Source organism: Bradyrhizobium sp. USDA 326 (assembly GCF_049739485.1).
Lineage (GTDB): Bacteria > Pseudomonadota > Alphaproteobacteria > Rhizobiales > Xanthobacteraceae > Bradyrhizobium.
Window position 1 is genome coordinate 6,950,903 of record NZ_JBMGQA010000001.1, and the last position, 15,928, is coordinate 6,966,830.

The following is a 15,928-nucleotide window of genomic DNA, read 5'->3' on the forward strand; positions in this document are numbered from 1 at the left end:
AGCAAGGAAATAAGGGGCCTTTGGGGACGCCTCTAGGCTGCCGTCGCATCCTAGCGTCCCCTGCCCCTTGAGCCTCCTAACACTTTGGCTGGCCCGGCGGGCAGCTCTTCGGTGGCGGGCCAGCCGGCCGCGGGGGCGCATGCGGCGCCGGATGCGGCGCGGCGGCCATCGGCGGCGGCGCCGGTCGGGCGACCGGAGGTGGTGGCGGCGGCGCTGGCCGTGCAACCGGCGGCGGAGGTGGTGCCGGCCGCGCCATCGCTGGCGGAGGCGGCGCCGGCCGGGCAACAGGTGGCGGTGGCGCCGGCCGCGCCACGGCCACGGGCGGAGGCGCCACTCGTGGCGGCGGAGGTGGCGCAACGCGCGGCGGAGGCGGCGGCGTCGGCCTTGCCAGAGCCTGGGGATGCGGCGGCGCAGCGGCGGGCCTGGCGGCCTGCGGCGGCGGTGGCGCGGGCCGATGATCCTGAACTCCGGACGGGGTCCGCGCCGCTACGGGCGGCGGCGGAGGTGTCGCGGGTTTGACCGCCGTCGGGGCGGCGGGCTTGCCGGCGGCCGCGCTCGGCGGCGGCAAAGCGCCCGGCTGGGGCCCGGCCGGCCTGCCGCGCAGGTCGGGCACAGGCGGGGTCGTCGTCCCCGGCGGCCTGGGCAGGGCCGCCGACGGGGTCGCCGCGTTTCCGGAAGCTGGCGGCTGATTGGGTGTTGTTGCCGCCTTTGGCTGCGCCGGCGGGACGTTGCCGCTCGGTGCCGTCGCGGTCGCGGCGGGCTTGCCAGGGGACGGGACAGTTCCGGGCGCAGCCCTTGCCCCGGCCGGCGGCGGCCCGCCGGGGGTGCCGGGCACCGGCAGCGTATTGGCCGGCGACGGCTTGGTCGGGGCCAGCGCTTGCGAGGTTGCTGCAGCGCTGCCGGCGGGAGCGTTCGCGGCCGGACTGGGCGTGCCGCCGGGCGTCCTCGTCGCGGGCAGCGCTCCGGCCGGCGGGCTGCCGGGAGCTCCCGGCGCCGGCGCGATACTGGCCTGCGGCGGCTTGGCGCCTGCGGGCGGCGGCGCTGTCGTGCCAGGCGCGACATTGGCCGGAGCCGGTGTCGCGACACCCGGCCGCGCCGTCGGCTGGACGGTCGCGCTCGGCGGCATCGGCGCCTTGCCTTGCTGGATCAGCGCGGCGCGCTGCACGACTGCCTGCGGCACGGCGGGACCTGCCGGCGTGGCGCGGCCGGCCACCGCCGGCGCCAGATTGCCCGGACCGGGCGCTGGCCCCGCGGCCGGCGGCGGCGCCGGCGGGCGGTTGATCACCGTGTTGATGACGGTCGTGTTGTGGATGTTCTGGTAGATGATGTTGTTCGGCGGCGGCGCGACATAGACCGGCGGCCTGACGAACACCGGGATCGGCACGAACACCGGCTGCGGCAGCACGAACAGGCCGACCACCGGGAGCGGCGGCGGCAGCACGACGAAATCCGGCGGCGGCGGCGGCAGATAATAGACCGGCGGCGGCGGTGGCGGCACGAAGCCGAAATCGGGATCGCTGAAATACAGCACCGGACGGTCGACATAGATCACCTCCTCCGGCGGCGGTGGCGGCACGTCGTAGTCCAGCATCGCGAAAGTCGGCGGCGGCTCGAGCGGCGCAGTCAGGATCGCGAGCCTGCGCCGGGCATCCCCCGCATGCGGCCCGCGCGGGTAGCGGCGCAGATACGACCAATAGGCGTCCGGCGTGTCGGCGCGATAGGTCCGCCGCCAGGTGATCGCTTCGCGGCGCGCCGCCACGATGGCCATCACACGCTTTGCGAGCGGGTCGTTCGGATAGGCCGCGAGAAATTCCTCATAGGCCGCCAGCGTGTCGCGCTCGAGCGCGGCGGCATAGGCATCCTGCACGCCGAGATCGCGGATCGGCTTGTTGCGGATCGCGGCGACCTGGTCGGGCGCAGCCTCCGGCGGCGGCGCGTCGGGCCCACGCTCGAAGAACGAGAATTGCGCCGATATCTTCTGCTCGTTCCAGGGCACCTGTGCGCCCTTGGAGGCCTCGTTGACGCGCAAGCGCACGCGGTCGAACACCTCGGGCAGCGGCAGACCGCCGGTGCGGATCATCTCGGCGAGCGACTGTGCGTAGATGCCGTACGGCCCCGGCTCCTCCGGCGCCACCGTGCCGGGCGCGGCGTTGAAGGCGATCAGCATGTTCGCCTCGGGCTCGACCAGCGCCAGACCGCTCGCGATCGGCTGGCCGCCCTCGATGAAGGGTTGCGCGCGCGCCGCGTCGAGCACGACGATGCTGGCCTTGAGCGGAATGGACGCGAGCTGGCGCGCGTAGTCGCTGATGCGCAGGGCCTCGGTCGGTATGTCGGTGTCGCGGGTGATGTTGGAATCGACCGGGATGAAATAGTTCTCGCCGGCAAGCTGCACGCCGTAGCCGGCGAGATAGATCATCGCGACGGTGCCCGGTCCCGACGCCTGGGCCTTCTGGATGAAATCGCGCAAGCTCTTGCGCAGCGTGTCGCCGTCGAGATCGCGCGCGCCGACCACGTCGAAGCCGGCCGCCTGGAGCGTCTGCGCGATCAGGCCGGCATCGTTGGCCGTCGTCGCCAGCGGGGATTTGGCGTAGGCGCCGTTGCCGACCACGAGCGCGAGGCGCTTTTCCGGCTGCTGCGCGGTCGCGGGGTGAGCCGCCGCAAGCAACAGCATCGGCAGCAGCGCGAAAATGAAGAATCGGTGAGTCCCACGCATGGCTTGTCCGCCGCTGTTTTGAAGCCCCTACCGTACACTAGGCGCGTGGCAGCCTGAACGGAATTTGAACGAAAAGCATTTGAATTGCGGCAGCGGATGGCCTGGCCGAACGCCTGTTCTGCAGGCCACCTCACGCGAAGGTGGGAGGCGCACGACACGGCGAGCCGGAGCTGTGCGACGCTCGTCCGCACCACCGCTCCTGCCCCGCCTTCGGCGATCCGATTTATTGCATTGCGGTCGCGTGGTCCGGCCCACGCCGCTCCGTTTGACAGCCGCACAGCGCCGCGGCCGCGACGTGCAGTGTAACCCACGCATCATCCAAGCGCCTGCCTGTCCGAGCGTGAGGCCAGCGCGAAGCAAGCCTCTGATTGCATCAGAGTCAGCATCGTTGCCCTGTGCCGAAATCCGCCGGCCTCTGAAGGAAAAAGAGGCGGGACCGCCAGGCCGCGATGCTTCGGGTGGGCTCAGCCCTGGGCAAGCAGCTCGACGCTTCCCGTGCTCAGCCGATAGATACCGCCGACAACCTTGAGCTTGCCCTGCTCGGCCGCTGCGTTGAGGATCGGGGCGGCCGATTTCAGCTTGGCGACGTTGTCGAGGACATTCTGGCGAATGGCGTTGTCGAGCGCGTTCCCGCTCTGCTGGGCCGCCGTCTTCACCGCCGGCGCGATCGCGGCGACGAGCGAGGGGATGTGCCCCGGCAACGGCTTGTCGTCCTTCAGTGACTTGATGGTCGCATCGACGGCGCCGCAATTGTCATGGCCGAGCACTAGGATCAAGGGCGTGCCGAGCACCGCGACGGTGTATTCCATGCTGGCGACGGTTTCCTCGCCCGCAAAGTTTCCGGCGACGCGGCACACGAACAGGTCTCCGCGTCCACTGTCGAAGGCATATTCGGGCGCGATGCGCGAATCGGCACAGCTTAATACGGCCGCGTAGGGATTTTGACCGCCGACCAGTGCCTCGCGCTCGTGCTTGAAGTCGTGGCGGCGCGACACGCCCGACACATAGCGCGCATTGCCTTCCATCAGCCGCTTCAGCGCCGCATCGGGCGACAACACGTTCTGCGGCTTCGGCGGCGCCTTCGCCTCCTTGGCCAGCGCGGACCCGCCAAAGGCCGCGGACGCAAATGCCGAACCGGCCAGCAGCATCATCGCGCGCCGGGAGGGAGTAACGGGGTGATGCAGGTTGTCAGAGCATTGGTCGCACATGATTGTTGTTTTCCCTGGTTTCCCGCCCGAACGAGATTGTCGAGACGACAACTGATAGCTGCGCTCGCTCAAGCTTGAAACCACGTGCGAGGCAAATAGTTAAGCTTTGGTTTGCAGCGATACGGCAATGTCAGAGCTGCTGCACGTCCACCACGCCCGCGACCGCCTTGATCGCGCCCGCGATCTGGGGCGAGACCTTGAAACGGCCGGGCAGCTTCATCTCCACTTCCGTCTCGAGGTCGAGCATCATCACGAGCGAGATCTCGCCGTCGCCGTTGGATCGCGGTGCGATACCGGGACTGCCGACCTTCGGCGCACCGCCGTTGGAGCCCGCCATGTCGGGTCCGGCGAGACGCTTGGCGATCGAGTCCAGCGGCTTGGTGTCGCGCAGGAAGATGCGCAGGCCCTTCTGCGTCTTGGCCGCGGCGTCATCGAGCGGCTCGGCATGCAGCACGCGGGCGCGCACGTCCTCGCCCTGAAGCTCGGCCCCCAGCTGCAGCAGCACGGCCGCGCCCGGCTCCAGCACGTCGCGATATTGCGCGAGCCCTTCGGAGAACAGCACCGCCTCAAAGTGGCCCGTGGGATCAGAGAGCCCCATGATGCCCATCTTGTTGCCGGTCTTGGTGCGCCGCTCCATGCGCGAGACCACGGTGGCGGCGACCTTGCCGGCGGTCGCGCCGGTCTTCACCGCGCGCGAGAACTCGGCCCAGCTCTGCACCCGCAGCCGCTTCAGCACGGTGGCGTAATCGTCGAGCGGATGGCCGGACAGGAAGAAGCCGACGGCGTCATATTCGCGGCGGAGCTTTTCGGCCGGCAGCCACGGCTCGACCTGCGGCAGCATGATGGTCGGCGCATCCGCCGACATGCCGAACATGTCGTTCTGGCCGATGGTCGCGGCCTCATGCGCGCGCTGGCACGCGGCGAGGATCGAATCAGCACCGGCAAAGACGCGCGCCCGGTTCGGCTCCAGCGTATCGAAGGCGCCCGCGGCAGCGAGACTTTCGATGATGCGCTTGTTGATCGCGCGCGGCGAGACCCGCGCGGCGAAATCGGCGAGCGAGGTGAACAGGCCGCCTCTGGTCCGCTCCGCGATGATCTGCTCGATCGCCTGAATCCCGACGCCCTTGAGCGCTGCGAGCGCGTAGTAGATCGTCTTCTCGCCGACGTCGAAGGTCGCGCCCGACCGGTTGATGTTGGGCGGCTCGACCTTGATGCCGAGCCGCTGCGCCTCGGAGCGGAATTCGGAGAGCTTATCGGTGTTGTTGAGATCGAGCGTCATCGACGCCGCGATGAACTCCACGGGATAGTGCGCCTTCATGTAGGCGGTGTGGTAGGACACCAGCGCGTAAGCCGCCGCGTGGCTTTTGTTGAAGCCGTAGTCGGCAAACTTCGCCAGGAGTTCGAAGATGGTCTCGGCCTGCCCCTTCGGCACGCCGTTCTTCACCGCGCCCGCGACGAAGATGTCGCGCTGCTTGTCCATCTCGGCGCGGATCTTCTTGCCCATGGCGCGGCGCAGGAGGTCGGCGTCCCCGAGCGAGTAGCCCGACATCACCTGCGCGATCTGCATCACCTGTTCCTGGTAGATGATGACGCCGAAGGTCTCCTTGAGGATCGGCTCCAACACCGGATGCAGATATTCCGGCTCCTCGTCGCCGTGCTTGCGCGCGCAGTAGGTCGGGATGTTCGCCATCGGGCCCGGGCGATAGAGCGCGACCAGTGCGATGATGTCCTCGAAACGGTCCGGACGCATGTCGATCAGCGCCCGCCGCATGCCCTGGCTTTCAACCTGGAACACGCCAACGACGTCGCCGCGCGCCAGCATCTGGTAGCTCTCGGCATCGTCGATCGGCAGCGTGGCGAGATCGACATGGATGCCGCGCGGCTCGAGCAGTTTGACTGCGACGTCGAGGACTGTGAGCGTTTTCAAGCCGAGGAAGTCGAACTTCACGAGCCCGGCGGGCTCGACCCATTTCATGTTGAACTGGGTCACCGGCATGTCGGATTTGGGATCGCGGTAGAGCGGCACGAGCTCGCTCAACGGGCGATCGCCGATCACGATGCCGGCCGCATGGGTCGAAGCGTGGCGCGTCAGGCCTTCGAGGCGCTGGGCGATGTCGAAGGCGCGCGCCACCACCGGGTCTTCGTCGCGAAACGCCTGGAGCTTCGGCTCGCTCTCGATCGCGGCGGCCAGCGTCACCGGTGCAGCAGGATTTTGCGGCACCAGTTTCGTGAGCTTGTCGACCTGGCCATAGGGCATCTGGAGGACGCGCCCGACGTCGCGCAGCACGCCGCGCGCCTGCAGCGTACCGAAGGTGATGATCTGCGCGACCTGGTCGCGGCCGTAGCGCTGCTGCACGTAACTGATGACCTCGCCGCGGCGGTCCTGGCAGAAGTCGATGTCGAAGTCCGGCATCGAGACGCGTTCGGGATTGAGGAAGCGCTCGAACAGCAGGCCGAACTTGATCGGATCGAGGTCGGTGATGGTCAGCGCCCAGGCGACCAGCGAGCCGGCGCCGGAGCCGCGGCCCGGCCCCACCGGAATCCCTTGCGACTTCGCCCATTTGATGAAGTCGGACACGATCAGGAAGTAGCCCGCGTATTTCATGCGGGTGATGACGTCGAGCTCGAAGGCGAGCCGCTTGGCGTAGGTCTCTTCCGTCGTGCCCTGCGACAGGCCATGCACGCGCAGGCGGTTGGCGAGCCCCTCCTTCGCCTGGCGCTTCAATTCAGCCGCCTCGACTGCAGCGGCGTCCGAGCTCGACGCGGCGCCCACGGTGAAGAACGGCAGGATCGGCTTGCGCGTCATCGGCCGGAACGAGCAGCGCTCGGCGATCTCCACCGTCGAGGCCAGCGCCTCCGGGATGTCGGCGAACAGCACCGCCATCTCGGCGCGCGTCTTGAAGCGATGATCCGGCGTGAGCTGCTCGCGCTCGGTCTCGGCGATCAGTCGCCCGCCGGCGATGCAGAGCAGCGCGTCATGGGCTTCGTAATCATCGGTCGCGGCGAAATACGGCTCGTTGGTCGCAACCAGCGGCAGTCCCTTGGCGTAGGCAATGTCGATCAGGCCGCTTTCGACGCGCCGCTCCTTCTCGGTGTTATGGCGCTGCAATTCGACGTAGAGGCGGTCGCCGAACAGGCCGGCCAGACGCTCGCAGCGCGCGCCGGCGAGCTCGGCGTGACCGCCCGCGAGCGCCAACGAGATCGGCCCGTCCGGTCCGCCCGTCAGTGCGATCAGGCCTTCGGTCTCGCCCTCGAGCCAATCGAACTTGATGAACGGAGCATGGCTGTCCGGCGATTCCAGGAACGCGCGCGAGTTCAGCCGCATCAGGCTGCGATAGCCGCACTCCTGCGCTCCCAGCAGCACCACGCGCGACGGCCCCATCGCGTTGCGCGCATTCGGATCCTGATCGCCGAAATCGATGGCCAGCTCGCAGCCGACGATCGGCTGGATGCCGGAACTCGCCATCTTGTCCGAGAACTCCAGCGCACCGAACAAATTGTCGGTGTCGGTCAGCGCCAGCGCAGGCTGGTGATCCTTCTTCGCAAGCTCGGCGAGCTTGGCGATCTTGATCGAGCCCTTGAGCAGCGAATAGGCCGAGTGAACGTGAAGGTGAACGAATCCGGCGCTCGGCATGGTCGCGTGACGGCCTCTTGCAGATGAAATGGAGCGGTCGCCAGCGCCGGGAGATGTCAGGCAGATCAAAGAGGATCCCGCATCGCCCGGCCGACTCGCCTCACAATGGTGGGGCGTCACTGCTCCAGAGTCCACGCCGGACCGGCGGATCGGCCAAGTCGTCCCGCTTTTCCCCAAGCGCAAGCGGCACGCTCACCGGCCTAGAGCTGCGGAATCACCTGCGCCCAGATCGCGATCATCCCGACGAACAGCGTGATGGACGCCAATGCGGCGGCTTCTTCCACGAAAACCCTGAACATGGCCTGCTCCCTTGTTGGAACGTATGAAGAACATTGTTCTCATTTTGTTCAGGGGAGTCAAGCGATCCGAGAGCGCGCGAAACGCGATGGTTAACTCGCTGAATGCAAACAACAAAAAAGCCCCGGCCGAAGCCGGGGCTTTCGTCAGCCGCTCGCGTTGAGCGAGCTGTCTTAGTAGCGAGCCATCAGCGGGCCGCCGAACTTGTAGTTCAGGCGGACGAGGCCCATGTCGACGTCCTGCTTGATGCGGTCGACCGCACCACTGGCGAACGTGACATTCTGGTCGCCGAGGAAGATGTGGTTGTACTCGACACCGACCGTCCAGTTCGGAGCGAAACCGAACTCCAGGCCTGCGCCGACCGTGCCGCCCCAGCGGGTCTCGTCCGCGTTATCGAGGTTTGCACCCGTGGCAACGCTGTAGACGTCGTACTTGTTGCTGACGACAGCCGCACCGCCCTTCACGTAGAGCAGGACGTTGTTCCAGGCATAGCCAACCTGACCGGTGATGAGCCCAAATGCGTCCATCCTGGTCCGGTTACGATTGCCGGGGGCGATCAGACTGATGTTGTCGCCCGAGAAGTCGGCCCAGTTGCCCTGGCCTTCCACACCGAAAACGAACTGGCCAGTCTGCCAGCGATAGCCGATCTGGCCACCGACCGTCCCGCCGGTCGAGTTGTGCGAACCTTCCGGACCGAAGTTGACGAGGTCCCACGACGTATCCGCCGAACCGCCGCCACCGTTGACGCCGATGTAGAAGCCGCTCCAGTCGTACACAGCTGCGATCGCCGCCGGCGGAGCTTTGGTGTAGGGCCGCGCCGCGAGGTCAGCAGCCATCGCCGGTGCAGCCGCGCTGAGCGCAACGAGGCTGACAGCGGCAAGCAACAAACTCTTCTTCATTTGATTCCCGTTCCAGTTTCTTCAGTAGGCCCCCGGGCCGTGCGCAATGTCTTAGCAGTGGACGACGGAATTGCTGTAACCGCGACGCAACAGTTAGGTCCAAAGGACCTCGCTGATTGACGAATGTTTATCAGCAGGTGTGCGGAAACCCTATGAAACAAGGGTTTCCATGAGTTCCAATGTCGACTAGAGGACATAAACTGCACGTGCGCGTACCGGCATCGCGCGCACATTCGCGTGATTGGAGAATCGAAATGCGCGGTCGAGTTCCGTTGCCCATTGTCGCCACATTTTCGCTCACATTCGTCACATTTGCGTTCGCATCAGGTGCAAGCACACCGGCGCACGCATTCGGCAAAAATCATCCATTCTGCCTCACCGGTGATGAATGGCCGGGACTCAGCAATTGTAGGTTCGACACCTACGCGCAATGTCAGGAGAGCGCATCCGGTCGCGCGCTGACCTGCATCGCCAATCCGTATTTCGTCGGACAAAGCGACGATCCATACGCGTATCAGAATCGTCCGCGCGCGCAGACGCCCGGCTATTTCCTGCCACGCTGAGATGCGCCGGGCCCGCCTCGCGCTCATCGCGATCGCCCAGCTCTTGGCCGGCGGACTTGCGCATGCACAGACCTACGATCCGAGCTATCCGGTCTGCATGCAGATCTACGGGCCCGTCGGCTATTTCGACTGCCGCTACGCATCGCTCGCGCAGTGCCGCTATCTCGCCGTCGGGCGCTCCGCGAGTTGCGTGGTGAATCCATATTTTCAGTCAAGCAAACCGGCGCCCCCTCACCGCCCGAGACGCCCGGCCGGATGATCAACCGTTCGGCTGATGCCGAGCATCCCGTGACGGGGCGGCTGCGTCGCCTCAACTTTGCCAGGGCGTGTTGCGGATGCGTGTGCACGCGTTCGGCTTGCGGAAGCTCGGATCGTGATCTTCGATGTAATCGAAATTGACCGTCCCGAACGTCGTCTGCGGCTTTTTCAGCGCCGAGCAGGTCTGCACCTTCAGGAACTCGTTCTTGAAGTCGCCGCGCGGGTACGCGGAGATCACCTGGTCGCGCTGCTCCGGCGTGTACTCGTCATATCCAATGCCCACGACGTCCACCAGGACGCCTGCGTTGGTGAGCGCGATTTCCGGTCTCATATATTGTGGAATGCCGGGGGTGGTGTGTAGCGCGATTGCTTCCCACACCAGGTCGGACTGCGGCTCGGCAATGCCGCGCGCCCGCAGAAAGTCGCGCGCGGCGTCGGCGCCATCGACCTCAAATCGCTTGGTCTCGGTGTGGTAGTGATCGACGAGACCGAGGTCGTGAAACAGCGCCGCGACATACAGCAGCTCGGGATCGAACTTCAGCTTCTGACGCAGCCCCTTGATCGCGCCGAACATGTAGACGCGAACCGAATGGTTGAACAACATCTCGTCTTCGTAGCTGCGCACCAGTTCGGCAGCCTCGCGCGCCAATTGACTGTCGGGAATTTTGACGCCGGAGATCACGCTCGTCATTTTCAGGCTCCTGCTTTCTGTTTCGGCTGATGTCATTCGTCGTCAGGCGGCACTTGCGAGCACGGCCTGCGGCTTTTTCCGGAAGCTGATCGACATGCGATTGTATGCATTCATCAGGCTGATCGCGATCGTGAGATCGACGAGCTCGCGCTCATTGAAGACCTTGCGGGCGGCTCGATAGGCATCATCCGGAACGCTGGTCTCGGCGACGCGGGTGACCGTCTCGGCCCATGCAAGGGCGGCGCGCTCGCGCTCGTCGAAGAGATCGCCTGCCTCCGCCCACGCCTGCACCAGCGCCAGCTTTTCGATCTTCACGCCACCCTTGAGCAGGTCGCGCGTATGCATGTCGAGGCAATAGGCGCAGTTGTTGATCTGCGACACACGGAGATAGACCAGGGTGACCAGCGTCGCGGGAAGCCCGCTCTGCATGACGTAGCCGTAGACACCGCCCAGCGCCTTCGCGCCTGCAGGTGCAACGTGGTTGTAGTCGAGACGTTCACTCATCTGCTTGCTCCTTCACGATCGGAGGGTCGAACACTCCCCGTTGCCCCTTAGGTGCCCCTGCTCTGGTTCACGAAAAAGCACCAAAAATGCACAAAAATCGTGTACCAAGCAGGCATGACCAAGCCGCTGCGCCTGGAGCTGGATCGATCTGCGAAGACGCCGTTGGCCGAGCAGATCCACAGGGGAATCAGGGCCGCCATCGAGAGCGGCGTGCTCGCCCCGGGCGCGCGCCTGCCTTCCTGGCAGGATCTGGCCGCTCAGCTCGGCGTCGCGCGCGGCACCGTGCGCGTCGCATACGAAAAGCTCTCAGCCGCCCAACTGATCGTCGCAAGCCGCGCGACTGGAACACATGTCGCGGACCGGCCGCGCCTTCCGGTGCGGCGGGACAATTCTCCGGCCCCAGGCTCGTTCATGGAGATGTACCAGGAGCTTACGGCTGGCCCGGCGATCTTCCAGATGGGCGTGCCTGCGCAGGAGACGCTTCCTGCGACGTTGCTGGCGCGGATACGCGCCCGGGCGGTCCGTATCGAGACGAGCGCACCGGCGATCTATCCTGATCCGCGCGGCGAGCCGGCATTGCGGCGCGAGATCGCGGCCTACCTCGCGCTGGCGCGCGGAATCGAATGCGCGCCCTTCCAGATCATCATCACCGGCGGTTTCAGCGGCGGCCTTGGCCTGACGCTCCGCGTCCTCGGCCTCGAGCAGAAGAAGGCCTGGATGGAGGACCCGGGCTTTCCCTTCACCCGGCACGGCCTCACGCTTGCGCGATCATCGATCGTGCCGATCCCCGTGGACGTCGACGGCATCGATGTCGATTTCGGCCTGAAGCATGCTCCTGATGCCGCACTGGTGGTCGTGACGCCAGGGCAGCAGGCGCCGCTCGGAGCGACATTGTCGCTGGCAAGACGCTCACGTCTGCTCGACTGGGCCAGGCAAAGCAAGGCGTGGGTGATCGAGGATGACTATCTGAGCGAGCTTCAGCTCGAGGGCCGGGCGACACCGGCGCTTGCCTCGCTCGACCGCGCCGGTCGCGTCATTCACATAGGCACTTTCAGCAAGACCGTGACTCCGGCCCTGCGACTGGGCTTTGTGGTTGCACCCGCCGCTCTGGCGTCGCGATTTGCGGAAGTCGCGGCGTGCCTCGCGCCGGCGCCTGGACGGGCGGTGCAGCTTGCGCTGGCTGATTTCATGAGCGACGGCCATTATATCCGGCATCTTCGGCGCACCAAACGGGTCTACGCAACGCAAGCCGATGGTTTGCTGAAGTACCTGCGCCCGCGCACTGCAAACGTTGCGATTGCCGGATTGGCTGCGATCCTGCGCTTGCCGGAGGGAGCACCCGATCTGGCCATCGCCAGGGAAGCGGCACCGCTTGGCCTCGCGCCTACGCCGCTATCGCTCTGGTCTGCGACGCATGCTTCTGCGCGCCCAGGATTGTTGCTCGGCGTCGCAATGTCTCCTCTCAAGAAGATCGAGGCGTCCTGCGATCGGCTCCTTCAGATCATCGATCGACTGACGTGATCAATACGCGTCGGCATATTCCTCAAAGGTCTTCTGGCGAAAGCCGGGACAGCGCCCTCTGAAGGCGACATGCAACGGGAGATATCTATCCGAAGATCGTCTGGTACGAGCTTCACCGCCGGACCGACATCGCCGTAAAGCGTAATGGGATGAAGCTCGATTGCCCGCGGCGATCGATTCAACCTGAAGCCATTCGCTTTGGAAGCTGGCGTGCTTCGAATCGAAGGGCGTCTGACGCGACGCTCTCAACTCTCGTCGAGCAGATTGCGAATTTTGGCGGCCAGGTCTTCGATCGCGAAGGGCTTGGACAGCAGATGCTTGCCGGCGTCGAGCACGCCGTTGTGGACGATCGCATTGCGCGTGTAGCCGGTGGTAAACAACACCTTCAAACCCGGATGTCGTTTCGACAGCTTTGCCGCGAGTTCAGCCCCGGTCATTTCGGGCATGACGACATCCGTGAACAGCAGATCCGGAACGGTGCCGTTTTCGATCGTCCTGATCGCCTCTCTGGCGCTCGCAGCTTCGATGACGCTATAGCCGAGCTCGCGCAGGCTTTCGGATGAGATGCTGCGGACACGCTCGTCATCTTCCACGACGAGAATCGTCTCGTTCTGATGGCTTGCGCCTGGATGTATGACTCCGCGCGTGGAGTCCGCGATTGCCTCCTCGCCGATGATACGGGGAAGGTAGATCTTCACGGTCGTGCCGACGTCGACTTCCGAGTAGATTTTGACATGGCCGCCCGACTGCCGCACGAAGCCGTAGACCTGACTTAGTCCGAGGCCGGTGCCCTTCCCCACGACCTTGGTCGTGAAGAACGGATCGAAGACCTTTCCCAGCATCTCGGCCGGAATTCCCGTGCCGTTGTCCGTCACGGCAATCAGAACGTATTGCCCGGGTGCCAGGGCGTATTCGCGGGCATATTTTCGATCTATCGAAGCGTTGCTGGTTTCGATTGTCAGCCTGCCGCCCTTCGGCATGGCATCACGCGCATTCACCGCAAGATTGATGACCGCGCTTTCCAGCTGGGCGGGGTCGGCTTTGACGCGCCAGAGACCCGCAGCGAGGACCGTTTCGAGGTGGACCAGCTCGCCAAGCGATCGCTCGAGCAACTCACTCATCCCGCCGACCATCCTGTTGACGTCCAGGACTTCCGGCGCAAGAGGCTGCTGACGCGAGAACGCGAGCAGCCTTTGCGTCAAAGTGGCTGCGCGGTTTGCGCCCTCAATGGCACCCTCGATGAAGCGCTCAACACTGACCTCTCCTTTGCTGAGCCGCCGCTTTGCAAGATTCAGGCTTCCCAGTATCACAGCGAGCATATTGTTGAAGTCGTGGGCGATGCCTCCCGTCAATTGCCCGACGGCTTCCATCTTCTGCGATTGCCGCAATTGCTCCTCGGCCTTCATGCGCTCGCCGATCTCGTCGGCGACGCGTTGCTCCAGCTCGGCATTGAGCGCCTCGAGCTTGGTCAAGAGCCGAGCGTTGTCGATGGCCGTCGCGGCATGACCGGCAATGCCGAGCAATGCCGCCTCATGCTCTTCGTGGAACTTACCTACCTCCGCGTGGCCGAAGAAAAGCCCACCGAGCACTTCGCCGCTTCGCGAGACCACGGGGACCGCCAGGTAGGAGCGGACCGGAAGATGGCCCTCGGGCATGCCTTTGCGCGGCGCATTCCTGCCATAGCGCGGGTCCTGCAGAATGTCGTCCGACCTCACCACGCCCGTGCCCTTGAACGTCGGCTCGAACACGGCGGTGTTGCGCGGCATTGGGAAGTTTTCGAAAGCGGATCGGGGTGCGCCGGACAGCGAGTACAGCATGTAGCTGCCGCCGTCCGCTGCCAGGACGTTGTAGAAGAAGGCTCCGAATTGAGCAGCCGTCAGCTCGACGCCGGCGTCTGTCACGATCTGAACGATCTTCTCGAGATCGCGCTCGCGGGCAACCGATGTCCCCGTATCGTTGAGGATCCTGAGATGACGTTCGGTTTTCTTTTGTGCGGAGATATCCAGCACCGTCCCAATGAAGCGAGTAGCCTGGCCTTCGGAGAAAATTGCGCGACCAGTGGCGGCGATCCAGCGCTCGACGCCGTCCTCAATACCAACAGTTCGGTATTCGATGTTGTAGCTCGCCGGAGAATGGGGCTTCAGGGCTGCCGATACGGCCTCATGGGCGCGCTGCCTGTCGTCGGGATGAATGCCCTTCAGGAACGACGCTTCATAGCTGACGTCGGCATCCGGAGGGAGACCGAACACCTCCTTGCAGCGGCTATCCCATCGGAGAACGTCGTTGAGCGGATCGTAGTCCCAGGTGCCGATGCCCGCCGCCCTGTTCGCGAGGACCAGCCGTTCGGCCGCTTCCCGGGCTGCCTGCTCCGACCGGACGCGCTCGATGTGCGCCCATGATCGCTCCGTCACCTCGGTGAGCAAAGCAAGCTCCCGTGGCGTCCAGAGATGCGGGCCCCGGTGATGTATCGCCATCAAGGCAGTCAGTCGCCCCTCCTTCACCAGGGGCATGCAAATCGTCGAACCTATGCCGATGCGCTGGAAAGCCGCGGCTTCCTCCGGCGCGATCTCCTTCAGATTGTCGTTGATGACGAGGGGCCTGCCGACGCTCAGCTCTCGCACCGCCTTCTCACCGAAGTCAGCAAGGCTATAGTGCCCCAGGATGTGCATCGCACCGGGAGCTGCCCAGTCTCCCCGTATGGTGAAGCCGTCCTGATCAGGATCCATGTCGGCATAGGCGCAGTTCGAGACGCCGAGATGCTCACCGACCATTCTCGTCGTCACCGCCATCACGCCGTCGGCATCGCGGATCTTGGCCGTCTCCTTGTTGAGGGCGTCAAGGAAGAGCAGCCGGGCTTCGTTCTCGCGCACGGCCGTTTCCGCACGGCGGCGTTCGACCGCGGTGCGCGTGCGCTCGGCAACATCGCGGATGAGCTCCAGCTCTTCAGGGCTCCATTCGCGCGGCGCGGCATTGTTGAGGTACAACAGCGCCACGACCCCGTCGGGCTCGGAGATCGGCATGTTGACGAGCGCGCGTGCAGAGATCGCCTCGAGAGCTCGGGCGCGGTCCCCGATGCGAGGGTCTTTTTCGGCATCGGCGCAGACGACCGTTTCGCCCCGCTTCAAATCCTCGATATAGCTGCCGTAGTCGCGAAAGCGCAGCACGCCGGCCAGGCTCGAGATCCCGGGAGCGTTCCAGTCGCGAACGATAGTGATCGTTTCGGCGGAGGTATCAACGGTGCCGTAACCTGCCCGGCTGACATTGAGGCTGCGGCCAAGCAGCTCAGCCGCGGCATAGGCGAGATCGTCGGGGTTGCCGATTTCTCGAATGTAGTCGCCGAGGGTGGCTAAGACGGCATTGCGGTCGGCCGAGCGCAGCCCGGTCGCTGTCGTCATCGGTCTTCCCCGGACACTTCCCTGCCTCCATTCAATAGACTGATGAAACTGTATTCCGCGTTGCGCAGTTCACTTCGATTCGGGGCAGGCCGACCTGACGTCGATGTCGACTGGCCGACCAATTAACCGCTGGGTGACACCTGGGTTCCCTGGCCCTTGGGATCCGGCTGAAGGCGCTTCACGTTCGAAATTGTGCTCGGAACGAGATCTGCACCGGTCGTATTCGAAGGCCGGATTGGCTTCGA

At 65.2% G+C, this 15,928-nt stretch carries 10 protein-coding genes; 3 read left to right on the plus strand and 7 right to left on the minus strand.

All coding sequences use genetic code 11. From position 1 onward, the window contains the following. Nucleotides 1-76: 76 nt before the first annotated feature. The 4 genes from ABIG06_RS32770 to ABIG06_RS32785 form a co-directional block, all read right to left on the minus strand. Nucleotides 77-2,713: a caspase family protein gene (locus ABIG06_RS32770; RefSeq protein WP_370140045.1), complete on the minus strand. Its 2,637-nt coding sequence runs from the start codon at nt 2,711-2,713 to the stop codon at nt 77-79. Nucleotides 2,714-3,177: 464 nt separating this feature from the next. Beyond that, complete coding sequence (locus ABIG06_RS32775; protein ID WP_124158100.1) at nt 3,178-3,921, minus strand: carbonic anhydrase; 744 nt, start codon at nt 3,919-3,921, stop codon at nt 3,178-3,180. 130 nt (nt 3,922-4,051) lie between these two features. Beyond that, nucleotides 4,052-7,555, minus strand: a complete 3,504-nt coding sequence (gene dnaE, locus ABIG06_RS32780; RefSeq protein WP_370140046.1) for a DNA polymerase III subunit alpha — start codon at nt 7,553-7,555, stop codon at nt 4,052-4,054. A 470-nt stretch (nt 7,556-8,025) separates the two neighbouring features. Then, nucleotides 8,026-8,751: an outer membrane protein gene (locus ABIG06_RS32785; RefSeq protein WP_370140047.1), complete on the minus strand. Its 726-nt coding sequence runs from the start codon at nt 8,749-8,751 to the stop codon at nt 8,026-8,028. 254 nt (nt 8,752-9,005) lie between these two features. Here ABIG06_RS32785 and ABIG06_RS32790 point away from each other — a divergent pair, with 254 nt between their 5' ends. Then, entirely contained in the window at nt 9,006-9,314 is a 309-nt protein-coding gene (locus tag ABIG06_RS32790) for a DUF3551 domain-containing protein (protein WP_370140048.1), read from the plus strand. A gap of 1 nt (nt 9,315) precedes the next feature. Continuing rightward, on the plus strand, nt 9,316-9,573 hold the full coding sequence (locus tag ABIG06_RS32795; RefSeq protein ID WP_370140049.1) for a DUF3551 domain-containing protein: 258 nt from the start codon (nt 9,316-9,318) through the stop codon (nt 9,571-9,573). 51 nt (nt 9,574-9,624) lie between these two features. Here the strand turns inward: ABIG06_RS32795 and ABIG06_RS32800 are convergent, their stop codons facing one another. Both ABIG06_RS32800 and ABIG06_RS32805 read right to left on the minus strand, forming a co-directional pair. After that, nucleotides 9,625-10,263 carry an HD domain-containing protein gene (locus tag ABIG06_RS32800; protein WP_370140050.1) on the minus strand — a complete coding sequence of 213 codons (639 nt, stop codon included), beginning with the start codon at nt 10,261-10,263 and terminating at the stop codon, nt 9,625-9,627. Nucleotides 10,264-10,305: 42 nt separating this feature from the next. Further along, entirely contained in the window at nt 10,306-10,767 is a 462-nt protein-coding gene (locus tag ABIG06_RS32805; protein ID WP_370140051.1) for a carboxymuconolactone decarboxylase family protein, read from the minus strand. 114 nt (nt 10,768-10,881) lie between these two features. Here ABIG06_RS32805 and ABIG06_RS32810 point away from each other — a divergent pair, with 114 nt between their 5' ends. Continuing rightward, on the plus strand, nt 10,882-12,288 hold the full coding sequence (locus ABIG06_RS32810) for a PLP-dependent aminotransferase family protein (RefSeq protein WP_370140052.1): 1,407 nt from the start codon (nt 10,882-10,884) through the stop codon (nt 12,286-12,288). Between the two features lie 245 nt (nt 12,289-12,533). Here ABIG06_RS32810 and ABIG06_RS32815 read toward each other — a convergent pair whose 3' ends face one another. Next, nucleotides 12,534-15,683: a GAF domain-containing protein gene (locus ABIG06_RS32815; RefSeq protein WP_370140053.1), complete on the minus strand. Its 3,150-nt coding sequence runs from the start codon at nt 15,681-15,683 to the stop codon at nt 12,534-12,536. Between the last annotated feature and the right edge of the window lie 245 nt (nt 15,684-15,928).

Bases quoted from the DNA above. Each gene is read 5' to 3' on its own strand.
- ABIG06_RS32795 (WP_370140049.1), top strand. From the start codon at position 9,316: ATGCGCCGGGCCCGCCTCGCGCTCATCGCGATCGCCCAGCTCTTGGCC.
- ABIG06_RS32775 (WP_124158100.1), bottom strand. From the start codon at position 3,921: ATGTGCGACCAATGCTCTGACAACCTGCATCACCCCGTTACTCCCTCC.
- ABIG06_RS32810 (WP_370140052.1), top strand. From the start codon at position 10,882: ATGACCAAGCCGCTGCGCCTGGAGCTGGATCGATCTGCGAAGACGCCG.
- ABIG06_RS32800 (WP_370140050.1), bottom strand. From the start codon at position 10,263: ATGACGAGCGTGATCTCCGGCGTCAAAATTCCCGACAGTCAATTGGCG.
- ABIG06_RS32785 (WP_370140047.1), bottom strand. From the start codon at position 8,751: ATGAAGAAGAGTTTGTTGCTTGCCGCTGTCAGCCTCGTTGCGCTCAGC.
- ABIG06_RS32815 (WP_370140053.1), bottom strand. From the start codon at position 15,683: ATGACGACAGCGACCGGGCTGCGCTCGGCCGACCGCAATGCCGTCTTA.
- ABIG06_RS32790 (WP_370140048.1), top strand. From the start codon at position 9,006: ATGCGCGGTCGAGTTCCGTTGCCCATTGTCGCCACATTTTCGCTCACA.
- ABIG06_RS32805 (WP_370140051.1), bottom strand. From the start codon at position 10,767: ATGAGTGAACGTCTCGACTACAACCACGTTGCACCTGCAGGCGCGAAG.
- dnaE (WP_370140046.1), bottom strand. From the start codon at position 7,555: ATGCCGAGCGCCGGATTCGTTCACCTTCACGTTCACTCGGCCTATTCG.
- ABIG06_RS32770 (WP_370140045.1), bottom strand. From the start codon at position 2,713: ATGCGTGGGACTCACCGATTCTTCATTTTCGCGCTGCTGCCGATGCTG.